General features: G+C 57.0%; 19 protein-coding genes. 9 read left to right on the top strand and 10 right to left on the bottom strand.

Annotation, left to right across the window (positions count from 1 at the left end):
• Positions 1–355 (top strand): helix-turn-helix domain-containing protein (locus AC2FGC_RS19975; protein WP_496783266.1); only part of this gene is annotated, 355 nt, incomplete at its 5' end.
• Positions 356–733: 378 nt separating this feature from the next.
• Here the strand turns inward: AC2FGC_RS19975 and gyrB are convergent.
• Positions 734–3,151, bottom strand: coding sequence for a DNA topoisomerase (ATP-hydrolyzing) subunit B (gene gyrB / locus AC2FGC_RS19970; protein WP_496783263.1), 2,418 nt, complete (start codon positions 3,149–3,151; stop codon positions 734–736).
• A 125-nt stretch (positions 3,152–3,276) separates the two neighbouring features.
• The gene (locus AC2FGC_RS19965; RefSeq protein WP_496783262.1) at positions 3,277–3,849 is read right to left on the bottom strand and encodes a TetR/AcrR family transcriptional regulator; all 573 of its coding nucleotides are present in this window, start codon (positions 3,847–3,849) and stop codon (positions 3,277–3,279) included.
• 99 nt (positions 3,850–3,948) lie between these two features.
• On the opposite strand from AC2FGC_RS19965, the gene AC2FGC_RS19960 reads away from it, so the two are divergent.
• Positions 3,949–4,515, top strand: a complete 567-nt coding sequence (locus tag AC2FGC_RS19960; protein ID WP_108861618.1) for a carboxymuconolactone decarboxylase family protein — start codon at positions 3,949–3,951, stop codon at positions 4,513–4,515.
• On the opposite strand, the gene recF is transcribed toward AC2FGC_RS19960, so the two are convergent.
• The 6 genes from recF to mutM all read right to left on the bottom strand — a co-directional run bounded on the left by recF (position 4,512) and on the right by mutM (position 11,135).
• Positions 4,512–5,609 carry a DNA replication/repair protein RecF gene (gene recF / locus AC2FGC_RS19955; RefSeq protein WP_496726655.1) on the bottom strand — a complete coding sequence of 366 codons (1,098 nt, stop codon included), beginning with the start codon at positions 5,607–5,609 and terminating at the stop codon, positions 4,512–4,514. The two genes, AC2FGC_RS19960 and recF, sit on opposite strands and share 4 nt — an antisense overlap.
• A 59-nt stretch (positions 5,610–5,668) precedes the next feature.
• Positions 5,669–6,790, bottom strand: coding sequence for a DNA polymerase III subunit beta (gene dnaN, locus AC2FGC_RS19950; RefSeq protein ID WP_496769684.1), 1,122 nt, complete (start codon positions 6,788–6,790; stop codon positions 5,669–5,671).
• Between the two features lie 228 nt (positions 6,791–7,018).
• The gene (gene dnaA, locus AC2FGC_RS19945) at positions 7,019–8,404 is read right to left on the bottom strand and encodes a chromosomal replication initiator protein DnaA (RefSeq protein ID WP_496726659.1); all 1,386 of its coding nucleotides are present in this window, start codon (positions 8,402–8,404) and stop codon (positions 7,019–7,021) included.
• Between the two features lie 540 nt (positions 8,405–8,944).
• The gene (gene rpsT, locus AC2FGC_RS19940; RefSeq protein ID WP_496726660.1) at positions 8,945–9,208 is read right to left on the bottom strand and encodes a 30S ribosomal protein S20; all 264 of its coding nucleotides are present in this window, start codon (positions 9,206–9,208) and stop codon (positions 8,945–8,947) included.
• A 232-nt stretch (positions 9,209–9,440) separates the two neighbouring features.
• Positions 9,441–10,217, bottom strand: coding sequence for an acryloyl-CoA hydratase (gene acuK, locus AC2FGC_RS19935; protein ID WP_496726661.1), 777 nt, complete (start codon positions 10,215–10,217; stop codon positions 9,441–9,443).
• Positions 10,218–10,283: 66 nt separating this feature from the next.
• On the bottom strand, positions 10,284–11,135 hold the full coding sequence (gene mutM / locus AC2FGC_RS19930; protein WP_496726662.1) for a bifunctional DNA-formamidopyrimidine glycosylase/DNA-(apurinic or apyrimidinic site) lyase: 852 nt from the start codon (positions 11,133–11,135) through the stop codon (positions 10,284–10,286).
• A gap of 86 nt (positions 11,136–11,221) precedes the next feature.
• Between mutM and ubiE the strand changes: the two genes are divergently transcribed.
• Both ubiE and ubiB read left to right on the top strand, forming a co-directional pair.
• Positions 11,222–11,974, top strand: a complete 753-nt coding sequence (gene ubiE / locus AC2FGC_RS19925; RefSeq protein ID WP_058272973.1) for a bifunctional demethylmenaquinone methyltransferase/2-methoxy-6-polyprenyl-1,4-benzoquinol methylase UbiE — start codon at positions 11,222–11,224, stop codon at positions 11,972–11,974.
• Entirely contained in the window at positions 11,974–13,503 is a 1,530-nt protein-coding gene (gene ubiB, locus AC2FGC_RS19920; protein WP_496783260.1) for a 2-polyprenylphenol 6-hydroxylase, read from the top strand. Before ubiE ends, ubiB begins: the two co-directional genes overlap by 1 nt.
• A 93-nt stretch (positions 13,504–13,596) precedes the next feature.
• On the opposite strand, the gene AC2FGC_RS19915 is transcribed toward ubiB, so the two are convergent.
• On the bottom strand, positions 13,597–14,772 hold the full coding sequence (locus tag AC2FGC_RS19915) for an acetyl-CoA C-acyltransferase family protein (protein ID WP_496783258.1): 1,176 nt from the start codon (positions 14,770–14,772) through the stop codon (positions 13,597–13,599).
• A gap of 118 nt (positions 14,773–14,890) precedes the next feature.
• Here AC2FGC_RS19915 and AC2FGC_RS19910 point away from each other — a divergent pair, with 118 nt between their 5' ends.
• The 5 genes from AC2FGC_RS19910 to AC2FGC_RS19890 all read left to right on the top strand — a co-directional run bounded on the left by AC2FGC_RS19910 (position 14,891) and on the right by AC2FGC_RS19890 (position 19,565).
• On the top strand, positions 14,891–15,454 hold the full coding sequence (locus tag AC2FGC_RS19910) for a helix-turn-helix domain-containing protein (RefSeq protein ID WP_496726665.1): 564 nt from the start codon (positions 14,891–14,893) through the stop codon (positions 15,452–15,454).
• A gap of 110 nt (positions 15,455–15,564) precedes the next feature.
• Complete coding sequence (locus AC2FGC_RS19905; protein ID WP_496726666.1) at positions 15,565–16,749, top strand: glycine C-acetyltransferase; 1,185 nt, start codon at positions 15,565–15,567, stop codon at positions 16,747–16,749.
• A gap of 14 nt (positions 16,750–16,763) precedes the next feature.
• Positions 16,764–17,792: an L-threonine 3-dehydrogenase gene (gene tdh, locus AC2FGC_RS19900; protein WP_496724273.1), complete on the top strand. Its 1,029-nt coding sequence runs from the start codon at positions 16,764–16,766 to the stop codon at positions 17,790–17,792.
• A 45-nt stretch (positions 17,793–17,837) separates the two neighbouring features.
• Complete coding sequence (locus tag AC2FGC_RS19895) at positions 17,838–18,734, top strand: tryptophan 2,3-dioxygenase (protein WP_496726667.1); 897 nt, start codon at positions 17,838–17,840, stop codon at positions 18,732–18,734.
• 3 nt (positions 18,735–18,737) lie between these two features.
• Positions 18,738–19,565: an alpha/beta hydrolase gene (locus AC2FGC_RS19890; RefSeq protein ID WP_496726668.1), complete on the top strand. Its 828-nt coding sequence runs from the start codon at positions 18,738–18,740 to the stop codon at positions 19,563–19,565.
• Positions 19,566–19,719: 154 nt separating this feature from the next.
• On the opposite strand, the gene AC2FGC_RS19885 is transcribed toward AC2FGC_RS19890, so the two are convergent.
• Entirely contained in the window at positions 19,720–21,057 is a 1,338-nt protein-coding gene (locus AC2FGC_RS19885) for a metal-dependent hydrolase family protein (RefSeq protein ID WP_496726669.1), read from the bottom strand.
• Positions 21,058–21,166 lie beyond the last annotated feature (109 nt).

Genomic DNA, 21,166 nt, shown 5'->3' with positions numbered 1-21,166 from the left:
GGGTTCTGCCAAGCCCATAGCATCACTTCGACAAGATGAAGAAGTAACCGTGGTGGCAGCTTTGCGATCTGTCTTACGCGACAAACTGTATGAAACCGATTTGGGACCAGAGATGGTGGCTGGAATGCTGGGAATACAACCGGAACGGTTTCTGAAAGCGCTTCAAAAACAAGGCACAACGCTACCGCGCGAAATCAAACGGCTGCGTATCGATGTCGCCAAGGAGCACCTCAAACAAAACCAGATGACAATTGCAGAGATCGGACTGATGCTCGGCTATTCTGACAAGTCCCATTTCACTCGCTTTTTCCGAGGTCAGACCGGAATGACACCGACCAAGTTCCGAAGCAAGTAAATGTGGTCGAGCCAAATGAACGCTTCGAAGATTAGGTCCTCGTGGGATCAGTTCGGAGAAGTTGTAGTGCGACGTTGAACAGGTTAGTCGACGACATGAATGGTTGGTTGCCACCGCCGATACAACCTCTGCAACTGGCCGTTTCGTTGTGTATTTCGGAGTTAGCAAAGCTTGGTTGCGAAGGTCCGCTTCGGGCTGGAAGCGGCCATCCGAAAACCTTCCCCGGCAATACGGCGATGGCGCGAAACAAGCAAAGAATGAGACCCGAAGATATGGAGCCTCGAACCAAGAAAGTTGAAGGTTAATGCGCCCAAAGTTTTGGGCTAAAAATGCAACTCTTTGGGCGAAATGCAAAGCTATGGGCGCACCTACAAGATCCTAGAAATCCAGGTTCTCCACGCTCAGGGCATTTTGCTGGATGAACTCGCGGCGAGGTTCCACCACGTCTCCCATAAGCTTGGTGAACAGATCATCCGCTTCGACCATGTCGTCCACCCGCACCTGCAAAAGCGTACGTGCGTCCGGGTCCAGCGTCGTTTCCCAGAGCTGATCCGGGTTCATCTCACCCAGACCTTTGTAGCGCTGCAGCGACAGGCCCTTTTCACCTTCTTCCAGAATGGCGCGCAGCAGATCAAGCGGGCCGTGAATTGCCTGTGACCGGTCGCGACGGACCAGCGTTGCCGGGGTGTTGTAGATCTCTTGCAGACTTTGCGTGAAGCTGCCGGTCTTGCGCGCCTCACCCGAACGCAGCATCGGGCCGTCCAAGGTACGCACCTCTTCCACGCCGCGCAAAATACGGGCCAGACGAATTCCGTGATCCTGCGTGATCCGACCCTGCCAGCCGCGTTCGTATTCCAGCGCAATCAGGTCCAGACGGGCCGCGACTTTGTCTGCCACGCCCTGCAAGTCCGCATCGACCGCGCCCGGAACAAAAGCACCTGCAACAGCGGCCTGTTCCAGGATGTGACGTGGATAATGGGTTGGGAAGGCGTCCAAGACGCGCTTCAACTGACGCGCTTCGTCGACAATGCGCGTCAGATCCTGACCCAGGATCTCTTCGCCAGAACCGAGCTTCAGAACTGCCCCTTCGACACCTTGGTTGACCAGGTATTCATCCATCGCGGCCTGATCCTTCAGGTACACTTCGGATTTTCCGCGCGCCACTTTGTAAAGCGGCGGTTGGGCGATGTAGAGATAACCGCCCTCAATCAGCTCAGGCATCTGCCGGTAGAAAAACGTCAACAGCAATGTCCGGATATGCGCACCGTCGACGTCCGCATCGGTCATGATGACGATTTTATGATAGCGCAGTTTTTCGATATTGAACTCGTCTCGCCCGATCCCGGTGCCCAGCGCCATGACGAGGTTGCCGATTTCCTGAGATGACAACATCCGGTCAAACCGAGCACGTTCAACGTTCAGGATTTTACCTTTGAGAGGCAAAATTGCCTGAGTTTGCCGATCGCGGCCCGTTTGCGCTGATCCGCCTGCGGAATCACCCTCAACCAGGAAGACTTCGGTTTTGGTCGGGTCCTTTTCCGAACAATCCTTGAGCTTGCCTGCCAGAAAATTCACATCCATTGCCGTTTTGCGGCGGGTCAGCTCGCGCGCCTTGCGAGCGGCTTCACGGGCCAAAGCGGCCTCGATAATTTTGCCGACAATAATCTTGGCCACGTTCGGATTTTCTTCGAACCATTCAGCCAGCTTTTCGTTCATCAGACCTTCGACTGCAGGGCGCACTTCGGATGACACCAGCTTGTCCTTGGTCTGGGACGAGAATTTAGGGTCGGGGACTTTGACCGACAGCACACAGGTCAGACCCTCACGCGCATCGTCGCCGGTGAAGCTGACCTTTTCCTTTTTCGCGATCCCGCTGGTCTGGGCATAATTATTGATGGTCCGGGTCAGCGCACCGCGGAAACCGGCAATATGGGTTCCGCCATCGCGCTGTGGGATGTTGTTGGTGAAGGGCAGGACTGTCTCGTGATAGCTGTCATTCCACCACATGGCGATTTCGACACCGATATCGTCGCGCTCACCTTTGATATAGATCGGTTCGGGCATTGCGGACGTTTTGGAGCGGTCCAGGTATTTGACGAATTCCTTGACGCCGCCTTCGTAAAACAATTCGGTCTCTAACCGTTCTGCCGGGCGTTCGTCGATCAGGATGATCCGCACGCCCGAGTTCAGGAAGGCCAGTTCGCGCAGACGCTTTTCCAGCGTTTCAAAAGAGTATTCCAGGTTTGAGAACGTATCGGTCGACGCCAGAAACCGCACCTCGGTTCCGGTCCGGTCACCGCATTCAGCGACAACTTTCAGATGCTCGACCGTCTCACCACCTTCGAACCGTGCAACGTGTTCTTTACCGTTGCGCCAGACACGCAATTCCAGCCAGTTGGACAGTGCGTTCACAACTGAAACACCCACACCGTGAAGACCGCCCGACACCTTGTAGGAATTGCTGTCGAACTTGCCGCCGGCATGCAGCTGGGTCATGATCACTTCGGCGGCGGAAACCCCCTCTTCGGGGTGAATGTCGACGGGAATTCCGCGGCCGTTGTCGCTGACAGAAACACTGGAATCCGCGTGGATTTTGACGGTTACATGGTCGGCGTGACCGGCCAAAGCTTCGTCAATTCCATTGTCCACGACCTCGTACACCATATGGTGCAGGCCCGAGCCATCGTCCGTATCCCCGATATACATGCCGGGGCGCTTTCGAACTGCCTCTAACCCTTTGAGAACTTTAATGGAATCTGCACCGTATTCCTGGGGTGCCTGTGCGTCTTCGGACATGCCGTCAGTACCTATATTATTTTGGTAACTTATACGTTTTCTGGGGGAGATTGTCACGCGCTACCCCAACATTTTGTGTCGGTCTTGCGTGATTTCGTTTCTTTCGGTAGCTGACTGCCGAATCCCTACAAACGGTCGATATCGGCCGCTATATCCGCTGCGATTTCATGGGCGTCGACATCACTGCGCTCGGCCGACAAACGCAGCCCCAAAAGGTCAGATTGATAACGCGTCGCCAGCCGGTTCGGATCATGTTCGGCGGCGATATCTCCGGCCTCCTGCGCCTGACGGAACAGGTCCGCAAAACAGGCCTTCATCTCGGACATGAGGACACCCGCCTGCCCCGCCAGTTCGTGATCTTTGGCCTGCAATTCAGCATAGGTCTTAGCTAACATGCAGGCTTTTGCTGGCGCTCCGCTGGCCTCGATCACCAAACGCGGCTGCGCCTTCAAAGCTTCCAACGGTCCTAACCGGTCAGCCAGAGCCTTCAATCGCGCGACACCCTCTTGTGCGTAGCGTTGCAGTGCCAGCCCATACAAAGCGTCCTTGGATCCGAATGCCGCATAGAAACTGCCAGGTTTCAACTTCAACTCGCGTTCAAGGTCTTTCAGGGATGTGCCAGCCCAACCCTGACGCCAGAAAACATCCCTGGCCCGGGCAATCAGGTCATCACGGTCATATTCGGGTTTGCGAGGCATCACCTTCACCAATTCTTGAACGATTGCTCAAATATATACTTGAGTGATCACTCAAGAAAGACTATTTCTGCCTGAACGCGCCAGAAAAGGAGTTCCGACATGGCCAATTTCCCGTCACATGATCTCGAATCCGCCCCCGAAGGGTCCAAACCGTTGCTGGAGAAATCGCAGGCCGCTTTTGGTCGCCTGCCCGGCCTGCACAAGGTCATGGCCGAAAGCCCCCAGCATCTTGAAGGCTATCAAGTTCTGCACGGCCTGTTCATGCAGACCGATTTCGACAACGACGAAAAAACCGTCGTCTGGCAGACCATCAACGTGGAAAACGAATGCCACTATTGCGTACCCGCACATACCGGCATCGCCAAGATGATGAAGGTTTCGGACGAGATCACCGAAGCCCTGCGCAATGAAACCCCGCTGCCGTCGGCCAAGCTTGAAGCACTGCGCACCTTCACCCTGCAAATGATGGAAACCCGCGGCAACCCGACCGAAGCACAGCTGCAGGCGTTCTTTGATGCGGGCTACTCGCACCGCGCAGTTTTGGATGTGGTTCTCGGCCTGGCGCAAAAAACCATGTCGAACTACGTGAACCACATGGCAAAAACCCCGGTTGACGAAGTCATGCGCGGCTTCCTGTGGGAACGTAAGGTCGGCGAGCCGGCCTAAGCGGACACGACCGAGCCCTCAAAGCCATCACTCACGATCAATGTTTGGGCCCGGTCGCCCAGTTCCGCAAACAGCTCAGGCCCGGTGCCAGTCATCCAGGCCTGAGCGCCCAGCGCACAAATCTCATCATACAGCGCCGCGCGCCGATCCGCGTCCAGATGCGCCGCCACCTCGTCCAACAACACGATCGGGGGTGCGCCGATCATACTCGCCAAGGCCCGTGCGTTCGACAGGATCAATGAGACCAACAAAGCCTTCTGCTCACCGGTCGAGCAATCCTTGGCCGGGACGCCCTTGGCAGCGAACACCCCGTACACGTCCGACCGATGCGGCCCCACCAGTGTACGTCCAGCCGCCAGATCCCGGAACCGGCTTTCACTAAGTGCTTCGCGCAGATCCGCTTCCGTTTCCGGCATCGCACCTTCGGTCTGTACCAGCTCCAAGTCCGCCGATGGAAACGCGGTTTCCGCCTGATCCTGCGCCGCGCGCAGATGATCAAGCGCCGAAAGCCGCGCCGCGTGGATGCGGTGACCAGTCTCCGCCATCTGCCCTTCAAGTGCGGCATACCAATGCGCATCCCGCACCTGCTCTTTCAGCAGGCGATTCCGTTCGCGCATGGATTTTTCGTAAGTCAAAGACGCCTCAGCATGGGCTGGGTCGAAACTCAGCGCGATCCGGTCCAGAAAACGCCGACGTCCTTCGGCCCCCTCGATCCAAATCCGGTCCATTGACGGGATCAACCAGACAATCCGCGCCAGCTTGCCCAGATCAATCTGGCTGGACGCCTTGCCATCAATGCGAACCTGCCGCGCGACACCGCCCTCGGACCAGGTTTCTATCTCGTATTGTCGCCCCTGCGCCTGCAGCACCCCGGTCAGTTTCCAACCTAGCGCCTCGGGGCGTCGGGTCATCTCGGCCGCGCTGGCCCGCCGCATTCCGCGACCGGGAGAAAACAGGGACACCGCTTCCAGGATGTTTGTCTTGCCCGCGCCGTTCGGCCCGTGAATCGCAACAGGCCGACCATCCAAAGATAGTCGCGCCAGCTTGTGGGACCGAAAATGCGAGACGGTAAGCTCGGTCAGGGCCAAACCCATGACCCCTCCCTTCATCTTTTCAAAAATACTCCCGCCGGAGGCATCGCACGTCCGTGCGATCAGACGCGCATCGGCATGACGACGTACACGGCGCTCTGGTCACCGCCCTCGCGCATCAGGGTCGGGTCGGCGGCTGAATTGAACAGGAAAACGGCGTTCTCACGATCCACCTGCGAAGCGATTTCCAGCAGGTATTTTGCGTTGAACCCGATCTCCAGGCGCTCATCACCATAAGCGACTGCCAGTTCTTCCTCGGCCGCGCCGCTGTCTGGCGCGTTGACCGACAGCACCAGCTTATCGGTATCCAGCTGCAGCTTTACGGCACGAGACCGTTCGGACGACACTGTCGCAACACGGTCCACAGCCTGTGCGAACTCGGCCGCGTCAACTTCCAGCTGGCGTGTATTGCCCTGCGGAATAACGCGTGTGTAATCCGGGAACGTGCCGTCGATCACTTTTGAGGTCAGCGTGATATCCGGGGTTGCAAATCGCACCTTCGTTTCGCTGACCGACACAGCGATATCCATCTCATCGTCGTCCAGAAGCTTGCGCAGTTCGCCCACGGTTTTGCGCGGTACGATCACACCGGGCATGTCTGCAGCGCCATCGGGCAGATCCGCATCGATGCGCGCCAGTCGGTGGCCATCGGTGGCCACACAGCGCAGCACCTTGCCGCCATCGGATCCGTCGGCCACATGCATATAAACGCCGTTCAGATAGTAACGCGTCTCTTCGGTCGAGATGGCAAATTTCGACTTATCGAACAACCGGCGCAGCAAGGCTGCCGAGGCCGTAAAGTTCGACTGGTATTCCGAGGACGCCATCACCGGGAAATCTTCCTTCGGCAGCGTCGCCAATGAGAAATTCGACCGGCCTGCTTCAACCGTCAGACGACCTGCGGCGCTGTCGGCGGTCAGTGTCACCAACGCGCCATCCGGAAGCTTGCGCACGATCTCATGCAAAGTCGTTGCGGCGACCGTTGTAGCCCCGGCTTTTTCGACCTGCGCAGGCGCCTTGTCGACAACTTCGATATCCAGATCGGTCGCCCGGAACATCGCCTGATCGCCTTCGGCTTCGATCAAAACGTTGGCAAGTATGGGAATGGTGTTGCGGCGTTCGACAACAGATTGGGCCTGGGAAACGGCCTTGAGAAGGGTGCCGCGTTCGATGCTGATCTTCATACCCTTAATTCCTCTGACTTGCGTGCCGAAATAGGCGGGACTGGCACGTTAGCGGTTCCGCCCTGAGGCACAAGGATTTTTTATGGATTTCTCGGTCGGATTGCCCAAAGCGTCAAGGGCCGCGTGGCCCAGCAGGCACAGTTCATTTCCATCCGTGGAAAATAGCGCACAAGAAAACGCCCCGGGCGTGAGGGTCCGGGGCGTTTCTAACGTGATATGGGTAGGAGCTCAGGCTTCCAGCGCGCGCCGCAGCATTTCCACATCTTCGGCAATCTGGCCGTCTGTGGTTTTCAGCTCTTCGATGCGTTTTACGCCGTGCATGACAGTCGTGTGGTCACGTCCTCCGAACCGGCGGCCGATTTCCGGCAGCGACCGGCTGGTCAGTCGCTTGCACAGATACATCGCAACCTGACGCGGGCGGGCATAAGACCGCAGGCGTTTAGGCCCAATGATGTCGGACAGGCGGATGTTGTAATAGTCTGACACTTTACGCTGAATCTCTTCGACAGTGATCTTGCGCTCGGATGCGCGCAGCACATCGGCCAGGCAGTCCTGCGTCAGCTCCATGTCGATCTCGCGCCCCACCAACGAGGCAAAAGCGAACAGACGGGTCAGAGCGCCTTCCAGCACACGAACATTGGTTGAGATCCGGTGCGCCAGGAACTCCAGGACGCCATCGGCAATTGTCAGGTCGGGATATGTGCTGCTGTATTGCTGCACCTTGTTTTGCAGGATGCCCAGTCGCAGCTCATAGTCGGTTGGGTGCAAATCGACCACCAGACCACATTGCAGACGCGATTTCACCCGATCCTCAAGGTCTTTGATCTCACCCGGGGCGCGGTCGGCCGAGATGATGATCTGCTTGTTCTGGTCTACCAGCGCATTGAATGTGTGAAAAAACTCTTCCTGTGTCGAATCTTTGCCGGCGATAAACTGCACATCGTCCACCATCAACACGTCAACCGACCGGAACAGATGTTTGAAGTCCATCATCCGGCGTTCGCGCAAGGCCTGCACAAAGCGGTACATGAACTGTTCCGCCGACAAATAGAGCACGTTCAACTCGGGGTGCTTTGTTTTCAGCTCCCATGCAATAGCGTGCATCAGGTGCGTCTTACCCAGACCAACGCCACCGTAAAGAACCAGCGGGTTGAAGGTCACAGGACCACCTTCAGACACACGACGCGCCGCGGCATGGGCCAGTTCGTTGGGTTTGCCAACGACAAAACTGTCGAAGGTAAAGCGGGAATCCAGCGGCGCGGCCTGCAAGGACTCAAATGCCCCATTCGCGGCTTCCATCTGCGGCGCAACAGGTGCATCCCGCACAACTGTCGGCTCGGATTCGGCCTCTGCCTTAGGGCGCGCCGGTGAGTTGGCAGCGACGCGAAAGGTCAGTCGTTGAACCGTTTCCCCTGCGGTGTTCATCTCATACAATATGAGATCCGCAAAGTTCTGACTGACATAGTTGCCCATGAAATTTGTCGGCACGGAAAACACCGCTACACCGTCCTGCAGCTCTTGGAATTCAAGAGGTTCGATCCAGGTCGTGTAGTTGTTTTTTCCGATGGCCTTGAGCAACTTGTTACGTAGTAGTCCCCATTTCTCTTGTGTCATTAAGCGCCTCACGCATCCCATTCTTTATTGGCCTGTCGGCCTTATTGCTATTTTCCGGTTGCCCGGATTAAGCTTTCACACGCAAAAGGGTAACCAACGCCAAACCGCAGAAGTTTGGCGGGTGTGTTTTGGAAAGTCCGCACATCCCTATATTCCGGCGCTCCATACCCGGAACGCCCTGAAAACAGGGTTGCGCAACGCAATCTCATATTCGACAGGGCTTGGTTCCCTGGTGACCCAAGGACCGCAGCAGATTAGCAAACCAGTTGCCAACATTCGTTCCTGACCGTCCTGATGCCCGTCAGTTTGGTCGTTGGAACAGCCTGTCCCCCCAAGCGAGTGAATCGCTGTAACAGTGGTAGCAAGAGGCCAAGGCATCCGGCAACGAAACTCTGATATTGACTCGTATCTTTCGCCGAAAGAATCTCTCGGGTTTGTGAAGGCGCGGCTTTCCGGCAACAGCAAAAAAAAAGCGCCGCAGGACGCGGCGCATTTTCTATCATTTCACCTTGTTTGGTTGACCCAAGGTCAACCCAGATCTTAGCCCAGCGCTTTTACACGAGCCGACAGACGCGACATTTTACGCGACGCGGTGTTCTTGTGGAAAACGCCTTTTGTGACGCCGCGCATCAGTTCAGGCTGAGCTGCGCGCAGTGCTGCGGTTGCAGCGTCCTTGTCACCGGATGCGATCGCTTCTTCTACCTTACGCAGAAAGGTGCGGATGCGCGAACGACGTGCTTTGTTGATTGCGAAACGGCTCTCGTTCTGACGAGCGCGTTTTTTTGCTTGGGGCGAATTAGCCATGTGTGTCTCTGACCTTTGGTTCGGTACGTTGTCTAGGGTTGCGCGCCACGGAATATCCGCACCGGATCAGAAATCACGAGTGTGAGTCGGGCCAAGCGGGCCGCACGCGCATGTATAGCGGCGGTTACTACCCAAGTTGGCCGGGTTTGCCAAGCCGATTCTTTTGATGCGGATAGCTGGTATGAAAAAGGCGGGCAAAGGCCCGCCGGTTTCGATTTGATCAGGGCACCGATTACTTGTCTCGGAATTGCGCGGCGCGTTTTTCCAGGAACGCGGCCATGCCTTCCTTCTGATCCTCGGTCGCGAACATCGAATGGAACACACGGCGTTCGAACAGCATGCCTTCGCTCAGCGGCAGCTCATAGCTGCGGTTTACCGATTCCTTGGCTGCCATTGCGGTCAACTGCGATTTTTCGGCGATCTTCTGGGCTGCGCCCATCGCCTCATCCATCAGTTTCTTGGCGGGAACAACACGACTGACAAGACCAGCGCGTTCGGCTTCTTCTGCGTCCATGAAACGGCCGGTCAGGTTCATGTCCATGGATTTGGACTTGCCGACAAACCGCGTCAGGCGCTGGCTGCCCCCAAGCCCGGCAATGACGCCAAGATTGATCTCGGGCTGGCCGAATTTGGCAGTGTCCGCTGCGATGATGAAATCGCACAGCATCGCCAGTTCACACCCGCCGCCCAACGCATATCCGGCAACGGCTGCAATGATTGGCTTACGGATCGCGCACACGCGGTCGTTCAGAGCACCAAACAGGTTCGAGCTGTAGACATCCACAAAGCTCATCTCGGACATTTCCTTGATGTCCGCGCCTGCCGCGAACGCCTTGTCCGACCCGGTGATGACGATGCAGCGCACTTTGTCGTTGCTATCCGCATCTTCCAATGCGGTGCACAATTCCTGCGCCAGCTGTGAGTTCAGCGCATTCAGCGCATCGGGCCTGTCGAGCTTGATAAGGGCGACGTGGTCTTCGATTTCGACGATGATCGTCTCAAAAGCCATGAGATGAGAGTTTCCGGTTGTTCCGTTCAGGTACGATTCCTTACCACGCGAATTCGCTGGATCAAGCTATCTTTGGCATTGCGTACAGTAGAAGGATGAGCGACCGGACTGGGTGATTCTTTTGATCGGGGTACCACAACCTTCGGTCCGGCAGGGTTCGCCCTCGCGCCCATAGACGTCAAAGCTGTGCTGAAAATATCCAAGTTCTCCATCGGCTTGGCGGAAATCGCGTAGGGAAGATCCACCTGCTTCGATGGCGTCCTGCAATACCTTCCGGATGATTGGAACAAGTGCTGCGACTCGGGTCGCAGAAATTTGACCGGCTTTGCGACGTGGCGACACACGACCGCGATAAAGCGCCTCGCAGACGTAGATATTACCCAGTCCGGCAACGATTCCCTGATCTAAAAGTGCGGATTTGATCGGAGTGTTCTTTCCCCGAAACGCATCGATCAGATGTTGTTCGTGAAAATCATTACCCAGAGGTTCCGGCCCGAGGACAGACAGCAGCTTGTGATCGTCCGCAGTTGCTGTCTGCAACAGGTCCATCGCACCAAACCGGCGCGGATCGTTGAACGTGACACGTGCACCATTGGCCATGTGAAAGACCACATGGTCATGTTTTTGGGTCATCGGATGTTCATGCGCGAATTGCCCCAGCGGATCGCCGGATACGGTCATCCGGCCTGACATGCCCAAATGAATCAGCAGGGTTTCACCGCTGCTGAGATCGGCAAGAATGTATTTCGACCGTCGACGCAATCGCTGAACCGTCTGCCCGGTCAACCGCTCGGCCATCCGCTCAGGGAAAGGCCAGCGCAGATCAGGGCGATTCACTTCTGCCCGGTCGATCGCCACGCCTTCCATCGCTGGGCTCAGGCCGCGTCTTACTGTCTCGACCTCGGGCAATTCCGGCATTACACGGCTCCTATTCCAAAGGGCCGCATTGTGCCCCGGTTCCAGAGCCCTATAACAGAGGCGAAATTCGAAAAACGGCAAGGCAAATGTCCGACAACAGCGACAAGACCACTCATTTTGGGTTCGAAACCGTGCGTGAGGCTGAAAAGGCCGGGCGTGTGCAGGGCGTGTTCAACTCGGTCGCCTCGAAATACGACGTGATGAACGATGTCATGTCGATGGGCATTCACCGGGTCTGGAAAGACGCGATGATGGACTGGCTTGCTCCGCGCCCAGGCCAGCGCCTGCTCGACGTGGCGGGCGGCACCGGTGACATCTCGTTTCGATTCCTGAAACGCGCAGGCTATGGCCATGCCACCGTTCTGGATCTAACCGAACCCATGCTGGTCGAAGGCCGCCAACGTGCCGAGGCCGACCAGATGGCAGACAGCCTGAATTGGGTGGTTGGTGATGCCATGGCTCTGCCCTTCGACGACAACACATTTGACGTCTACACGATTTCTTTCGGCATCCGGAACGTGACCCGCCCCCAAGAGGCCCTGAACGAGGCGTTTCGCGTTCTCAAACCCGGCGGCCGCCTGATGGTGTTGGAGTTCAGCCAATTGCCCAATGACGGGCTGCAAAAGCTCTATGACCTTTACAGTTTCAACGTCATCCCGCGCATGGGCAAGCTGATCGCCAATGATTACGACAGCTATCAATATCTGGTCGAATCGATCCGCAATTTCCCGGATCAGGAAACATTTCTGGGCATGGTCCGCGCGGCCGGATTTGAAAATGCCAAGTACCGCAACCTGAGCATGGGCATCGCCGCGCTGCATTCCGGCTGGAAAATCTGATGCGCGGACCACACAACATCATTCGCCTGATCCGCACAGGCGCCACTCTTGAGCGCACAGGCGCCATGAACGTTGTGCTGGACGCGTTCGAGGCTCCGCGCGCAATCCGGTTTCTGGCGCATGCTTTGGGAAAACCGTTCCAATGGTTGGGTTACAAAGGCGATCCTGACATGCCCCCCGCCACAAGGGCGCTGACGGCGCTTGGACCGGCATACATCAAGTTTGGTCAGGTACTGTCGACCCGTCCCGATGTGGTCGGGGATGAGTTGGCCGAACAATTGCGCGTGCTGCAGGACAAGCTGCCCCCGTTCTCTAAAGCCGAAGCCATGGCCGAGGTTGAAAAGGAACTGGGCCAGCCGGTTTCCGAAGTGTTCAGCGAGTTCAGTGAACCCATCGCCGCGGCCTCGATTGCTCAGGTCCACAAGGCCAAGCTGGTTAGCACCGGTGAAGACGTCGCCGTCAAAGTTCTGCGCCCAAACATCGAACGCGCCTTCCGCAAGGATGTAGACGCATTTTATTTCGCCGCACGCATCGTGCAGCTATTCGCCCCCGGTGCACGCCGCCTGCGTCCGATGGAGGTGATCGAACATTTCGACGGCGTGGTCCGCGGTGAGCTCGACCTGCGGCTGGAAAGCGCAGCCGCGTCGGAATATGCGGCCAACACCAAGAACGACACAGGCTTCTGGCTGCCCCCGGTCGTCTGGTCCCTGTCTGCCCGCCGGGTGATGACGCTCAGCTGGGCCGACGGCGTTCCGCTGGGCGACAACATCGCGCTGGATGCTGCGGGGCACGACCGCGGCGATCTGGCGGAACGTGTGCTGCGCCTGTTCCTGTTGCACGCGCTGCGTGACGGTTTTTTCCACGCTGACATGCATCAGGGCAACCTGAAGGTCGCGGCAAATGGGGACATCATTGCCTACGACTATGGCATCATGGGTCATATCGACGAATATACCCGCCGGGTTTATGCCGAGATTCTCTTTGGCTTTATTCGCCGCGACTACAAGCGCGTGGCCGAAGTGCATTTCGAAGCCGGATACGTCCCGGCAAATCAGGACGTCGATGAGTTCGCCCGCGCCCTGCGCGCGGTCGGAGAGCCTATCTTTGGCATGGATGCCACTCATATTTCGATGGGACGCCTACTGAATTACCTGTTCGAGGTGACAGAACGGTTCGGCATGGAAACCCGCACGGAACTGATCCTGCTGCAACGGACAATGGTGGTCGTCGAAGGCGTGGCGCGGTCACTGGACTCGCGCATCAACATCTGGGAAGTCGCCCGCCCGGTTGTCGAAGATTACATCAAGCAATCCATCGGTCCCCGCGCAGCACTACGGGATTTTGGCAAAACCGCCATGGTGCTGGCCCGCTTTGGTCCGCGCCTGCCTGCTTTGGTGGAAAATGCGCTGATCGCGCAGACGCAAAAGGACGACACTCAGAACAAAGGCCTATCGGCGGCCATTCTTTCGGCAACCATCGGCGCCGCTGCTGGCGCCGCAATTGTCCTGATCCTGACAGCCTTCACCTAAGGCAAATCCGCCAGCTTCATCTGGCCAAAATAGCCTCGGGGGGGTCGCGCAAGCGCGATGGGGGGCAGACAGCCCCCCTCTGCCCGATCCAGATCAGATCCGCTCGAAGGCAATGGCGATACCCTGTCCACCACCAATGCACATCGTGACCAGGCCCTTCGACCCCCCGATGCGTTCCAGCTCATACAACGCCTTAAGGGTGATGATCGCGCCTGTAGCGCCCACCGGGTGACCCAAAGCAATTGCACCCCCGTTCGGATTCACCTTGGCGGCATCCAGCCCCAGTTCTTTGTTTACGGCCAAGGCTTGCGACGCGAAGGCCTCGTTGCTTTCGATCACATCAAAGTCCTCGATCGACCGGCCCGTACGTGCCATCAGGTTCTGAACGGCCGGAACCGGTCCGATCCCCATAACCTCGGGACGGACACCAGCGTGACCATATCCAAGAATACGCGCCTTGGGTTTCAGACCCGCTTTCTCAGCTGCTTCAGCCGTAGCCAGAACCATCGCGGCGGCACCGTCGTTGATGCCGGACGCGTTTCCAGCCGTCACCCGACCGTCCTTCTTGAACGCCGGGCGCAGTCCTGCCAGCGCCTCGGCCGAGGTCTGCTTGGGGTGTTCGTCGACCGTAAAACCAACCATGTCTCGTTTGACTTTGACCTGCACCGGTGCGATCTGGCTTTCGAAGTAGCCGGCACCAATCGCCGCTGCCGCACGGGTCTGGCTGGCTAGGGCAAACTCATCCATTTGCTCACGCGTGATCTGATGTTCGTCTGCCACGTTTTCGGCCGTCACACCCATATGCCCGGTCCCGAAAGGACAGTTGAGCGCACCCAACATCATGTCCAGAGATTTGACATCCCCCATTTTCGCACCCCAGCGCGCCTGAGGTACGATGTAGGGGCTGCGCGACATGCTTTCGGCACCTCCGGCCACGGCAAATTCTGCATCACCCAACATCAGAGACTGCACAGCGGACACAATCGCCTGCGCTCCCGACCCGCACAGGCGGTTCACATTCATCGCAGGTGTTTCGTTCGGAATGCCCGCTTGTTTTGCAGCGGCGCGCGACAAGTACATATCGCGTGGCTCGGTGTTGATCACGTGGCCAAAAACAACGCTGCCGATCTGGGTCGGTTCGACCCCTGAACGTTCCATCGCCGCTTCCGTCACCACGGTCGCAAGATCAATCGGCGCGGTTGATGCCAGCGCCCCGCCAAAAGTACCAATCGCGGTGCGGGCACCATCAAGAATCACGATGTCTTTCATGTCTCTACTCCTCCGGACTTTGACGGCACTATGCATCTGCGGCATCAGGCTGTCCCATGGAACGTACCGTCACAAGCAGAATTGACATATGACGGACAAACGCGCATGAGATTCCGTCATGACGGAAAACCCAGACGATATCCTGACACGCCTGCCTGCCCGACTGAAAGAGGCGCGCCGCGCCAAAGGCCTTTCGCTTGAAGCCGTAGCAAATCTTAGCGGCGTATCCAGATCGATGGTCAGTCAGATCGAGCGGGGCGAAAGCAGCCCGACAATCTCGACCCTGTGGAACCTGACGCGTGCGCTGCAGGTGGATTTCGCCGGTTTACTCGAAGACGCGAACAACACGGACCAGATCGAAGTCCTTAGGAAATCCGAAGTGCCCAGCATCGACAACATGGGCCAAAACTGCCGGATTCGCATTCTGTCGCCGCCCGAGGAAGCAGGTGGTCACGAAGTCTACGACATTCAGTTCGACAAAGACGGCGCACTGAACAGCCAGCCCCACGCCCGTGGAGCACGCGAGCAGTTGACCGTGCTGGAAGGCGCGGTTCGTGTGACTTCGGGATCTGCCATCAGCGACTTGAAACAGGGTGATACGGCGCGTTATTCGGCGGACATCGCGCATTCGATCGTCGCCAATGGGCCTGCGCGGGTTTTCCTGATCGTCAAAAACGCCTAATTCCAGCGAAATTCCGTCTTCGCGGATTTTTTTCTCGTATATTGTAATTCCCCCATTTGGGAATTATGTCCGTTATGTTAGATATGCGACTCAGACAAACGGAGACCGCCATGGCTGATGCATTCCTGTCCCACATCACGGACACCCTCGCGCAGATCGAATCTGAGGGTCTGTATAAACGCGAACGAATGATCACCTCGCCTCAGGGTGGTGAGATTACGGTGGGCGACAAACAAGTCATCAACTTGTGCGCCAACAACTATCTGGGTCTGGCCGATCACCCCGCTCTGATCGATGCCGCCAAAGGCGCTATGGAACCCAAGGGATTCGGCATGGCCTCGGTCCGGTTCATCTGCGGCACGCAAGACATCCACCGTGAGTTGGAACAGAAGCTGGCCAAATTCCTGAACAAGGATGATTCGATTCTGTTCGCCGCCTGTTTCGATGCCAATGGCGGACTGTTTGAGCCTTTATTAGGGCCTGAAGACGCCATCATCTCGGACAGTTTGAACCACGCCTCGATCATCGACGGCGTGCGCTTGTGCAAGGCCAAGCGCTATCGGTACATGAACAATGACATGAACGATCTTGAGGCTTGGTTGAATCAAGCGCGTGAGGATGGTGCGCGGCACATCATGATCGCGACCGATGGCGTGTTCTCAATGGATGGCTATCTGACCAACCTGCCAAAAATTCGCGAGCTGGCGGACAAATACGATGCCATCGTCATGGTGGATGACTGCCACGCCACCGGCTTCATGGGGCCAAACGGGGCGGGCACGTCGGATCACTTCGGTGTCGACGTGGACATTCTGACGGGAACCTTGGGCAAGGCACTAGGCGGGGCAATCGGCGGTTACATCGCCGGGCCGCAGCCAGTGATTGATCTGCTGCGGCAGCGGGCGCGGCCCTATCTGTTCTCAAACTCGCTGCCACCCTCCATCGTCGCCGCCGGATTGGAAGCAATCCGCCTGGTCGAAGAGGGCGACATGCTGCGCGCGCAACTGTTCGGCAACGCGAAATACTGGCGTGCAGGATTGGAAAATCTGGGCTTTGACCTCCTGCCCGGTGAGCATCCAATTATCCCTGTCATGCTGGGCGAGGCGCAACTGGCGCAAGATATGGCGTCGCGCCTGTTCGACGAAGGCGTCTATGTTTCGGGCTTCTTTTTCCCAGTGGTCCCACGTGGACAGGCACGGATCAGAACACAGATGAATGCGGCTCTAACAAAGGACGAATTGGACCGTGCGCTGACCGCCTTTGGCAAGGTCGGCAAAGAATTGGGAGTGATCTGATGCGCCCCAACACAATGAAAGCTTTGGAGAAATCCAAACCCGAGGAAGGCCTGTGGATGGTGCAGGCTCCGGTGCCCGAAATCGACGCGGACGAGGTTCTGATCCGCATCAACAAGACCGGCATTTGCGGGACAGATATCCATATCTGGAACTGGGATGACTGGGCTGCAGCCACCGTGCCGATCCCGATGATCACGGGCCACGAATTCGCGGGTGAGATCGTCGAAATCGGGCGCAATGTCACCGGTCTGGAGATCGGCCAGCGCTGTTCTGGCGAAGGTCATCTGATCACAACCGACAGTCGCCAAAGCCGCGCGGGCAAGTTCCATCTGGATCCTGGTACACGGGGCATCGGTGTAAACGAACAGGGGGCTTTTGCCCAATACTTGAAACTTCCTGCCTTCAACGTGGTGCCTTTGCCTGAAGACGTACCTGACGAAATCGGAGCCATTCTCGATCCTTTGGGCAACGCCGTTCATACTGCGCTCAGCTTCGACCTGCTGGGCGAAGACGTTCTGATCACGGGCGCAGGCCCTATCGGTATCATGGCAGCCGCTGTCGCCCGGCATGCAGGCGCGCGGCATGTGGTGATCACCGATATTAACCCGGATCGTCTAAAGCTGGCTGAACACGTCGTGCCCACCGTGCGGTCCGTGGATGTCAGCAAGGAAGACCTGCAAGATGTCATAACCGAGCTTGGTATGCAGCAGGGGTTTGACGTCGGCTTGGAGATGTCCGGTTCGCAAGCCGCACTGGACCAGATGGTCGAGGCACTGGTGATGGGCGGCAAAATCGCCTTGCTGGGCATTCCCCCCGGAAAATCCCCGGTGGATTGGAGCCGTATCGTCTTCAAGGCCATCACCATCAAAGGTGTATATGGGCGCGAAATGTTCGAAACCTGGTACAAGATGATCGCCATGTTGCAGAACGGTCTGGACGTCAGCCGGGTCATCACACACCAGATGAAGGTCGACGATTTCGCCGCAGGTTTTGACGCGATGAAATCCGGCCAATCAGGCAAAGTTGTTCTGGACTGGACTTAACGCTCTGGAATTGCGCGGGACCAGACCCTAAACAGGGGTGAAATCATGCGTTTGGAGGAGCAAATGGGCGACAAGGACCGGTATCTGGAACGCGGGATCGAGGACACTCTGGTCACCGATTTCGCGGAAACCCATCGCAAAAGTTATGGCGACTTCCTGCAGCTCAAGACCTTGCTGAACCTGCAAAAGACGTTTCAGGACCCTGCGCAACCGGATGAAATGCTGTTCATCATCATCCATCAGGTCAGCGAGCTGTGGCTGAAACTGATGCACCACCAACTGGTCGAGGTGCGCCGGTTCTTGCAAAAGGATGAATTCGGGCCTGCGATGAAGAACCTCGACCGGGTCAAGGCGATTCAGCGCCAGCTGATCTCGGCTTGGGAGACGTTGCTGACCATGACGCCGGCCGACTACATGACCTTCCGCGAGGCATTGGGCAGTTCGTCGGGCTTCCAAAGCTACGGCTATCGTCAGATCGAATTTATTCTGGGCAACAAAGATGCCTCGACCCTGAAGGTTCACGCACATGATCCCGAAGTGATGGCGATGCTAGACGCCGCACTGACGAAACCGTCCTTGTATGACGAGGTGCTGCACATGTTGTCCCGTCAGGGTTTCGATGTGCCCGATGATTTACTGAACAGGGACTATGCGCAGCCTTATTCCGGCGACAACCGCGTGGTGAAGATATGGGGGCAGGTTTTCCGCGATACGGACCAGTATTGGGACCTATACGCGCTAGCCGAAAAGCTGATGGACGTCGAATCCCTGTTCCAACGCTGGCGTTTTGACCATGTCACGGCTGTGGAACGTGTCATCGGCAACCAAACTGGCACGGGTGGATCCAGCGGCGTGTCCTTTCTGCGCAAGGCCCTGAATTTACGCTTCTTCCACGACCTCTACGATGTGCGCACCGAATTGATGTATGCGGGGCAGGAGTAGGCGATGCTGTATCGAGGGTTCCCTAAGGATGAGCTGGAGCGTGAATACTCCCCCAGTTCGATGATCGGTGGCGATCTGACGCCTTATCTGGACAGCTACACCGCACTCAGCGCGCAGCACCGGGCGAGGATGGACGTGAAGGAAAACGTCGCCTATGGCGAATCGCCGGCGCAAGTGCTGGATTTCTTTCCCGCGAAAGGAGCAGGCGCGCCTCTGCACGTTTTTGTTCACGGCGGATATTGGCAAGCGCTCAGCCAGCGCGAATCAGCGATGATGGCCCCCGCACTGATTGAGGCCGAGCAATCCTTTGCCACGTTGAATTACACGCTGGCCCCGGATGCGCGGCTGGATCAGATGGTCAACGAATGCCGCGATGCCCTGCTTTGGCTGGCAGAGAACGCGTTCAATTTGGGCTTTGATCCGTCGCGGATCACCCTATCGGGACACAGTGCTGGCGCGCATCTGGTGGCCATGGTCATGGCGACCTCGGCGGATGCGTTGGCCCGCGCAGGATTGCGCGTGCGCGATGTTATTCTGATCAGCGGCGTCTATGATCTGGAACCGATCAGCCTGACCTCGGTGAACGACCCGCTGCAGTTGACCCCGGTCGAAGTGCACGATCTGTCCCCGATCCTGCACCTGCCACCCCCCGGCCCACGCTATCACGTGACAGTGGCGGAACGGGACACGCCGGAATTCATCCGCCAAAGTCGTGATTATGCGGAAGCTCTGCGCAAAGGCGGGCATTCGGTCAGTTTCGATTTGCAAAAGGGCATGCAGCACTTCGATATCATCATGCATCGAGGGACGTTTTTGCCGGCAAATCGGTAGTCAAAGGCATCAAAAATCAACTGATTTGATATTTTCCCGGGAAATTAACACAACCATTACAAACCTTACCTTTGTAGCCAAGCTTCGAACGCCCGGTTCGAGCCCAACGCAGTCGTTACAAAATTGGCTTTGAGCAAAGGACTTCATCTGGAACTCAGTCCAGCGTATTCTTGTAGACTTTGCCGTCTTTCATGATCAGATCGAAATTCTCATGCGGGTCTGCGATCAGGTCGATATCTTGCAGCGGATTGCCGTCCACCAGGATTAAGTCGGCATAAGCGCCCTTTGCGATCACACCCAGGTCACCTTGTTGATAAGGGTGGCGCGGGCCTGAGAGTTTGAGCAGTTCAGCATTGGTTGAAGTCGCCATTTTCAGCACCTCGTATGGCGTGTACCAGCGCTGCAATTTGGCAAGGAACGCACCCTGACGTTCGGCCAGTTTGGGATCGAACAGGATATCGGTGCCAAAGGCGACTTTCACACCAACATCTTTCGCAGTTTTATAGGTGAAATCTGTGCCGTTGGTGACGTCGATCCATTTCTGCTGGCTGACAGGGTCGTCGAAAGAAAAGCCATCCTCGTCATCCAGAAGAGGCTGCACAGACAACCACACGTCGTTGTCGCGCATCAGTTCCATCGTTTCGCGGCTCATCAAAAAACCATGCTCGATGGACTTAACGCCAGCGGCAACGGCAATTTCCACAGCCTCGTCCGTGAAGACATGAGATGCAACATAAGTGTTGTAGGTGTCGGCCACCTCTACAAAAGCCTCGATTTCGGCCTTGGTGTATTGGCGTACATCCAGAGGATCATAGGTGGATGACACCCCGCCACCGGTGGAAATCTTAAGTTGGGTTGCACCCATGCGCATGATCTCACGCGCGCGTTTGACCACTTCCGGAACACCATCAGCTTGCGCCATCAAACCAACGCTGTACCAGTACCATTGCGAATCCGCGCCGTTCGTCGGAACCGCTTGGTAGGGGCGATAGTCAAAGTGGCCGCCGGTTTGTGTCACGGGTGGGCCGGACGGCAGGATACGGGGGCCTTCGATCTCGCCTGCGTCAATCATCCGTTTTATGGCAAATGAATTGCCGCCAACGTCGCGCACCGTTGTAAAGCCGCGCATTAACGTGCCTTCGGACCCGATGGCACCCCGCACCGCGACCTCAAGAATATCGCCGGTCACAACCACACTCTGCGGATTGCAACAGTAAAGCGTGTGCCAGTGTACGTCGATCAGGCCCGGCATCAACGTTCGCCCGCCGCCATCGATGACGATACCATTGGCGACGGCGAGGGGTTCTGAGGACACATCTGTGATCAGATTGTCGGTTACAACAACATAGGCATTTGTAATCATTTCCTCATTCACACCATCAAACACGTTGACGTTTGTGAACAGTATCGGCCCCCCATCCTGGGAGAGCGCTTGCGAACTGGCTATAGTGAGAAAAATCGACGAAACCGCCGCAAGTTTGGGAAAATGCATTCTAAATTCCTCAGAAAATTCTGTCGGAGAAACCATCCCAGCGGAAGCAAGCTTTTTCAAGGATTCCCTCACTTTTCTGCAAGGTCGGCTTTGTCCGCATAGCCGACCT

It is taken from the genome of Ruegeria sp. CDSC054 (assembly GCF_059610645.1).
The sequence above is the reverse complement of the archived record's forward strand: the minus strand, read 5'-3'. Positions and strand labels throughout refer to the sequence as shown.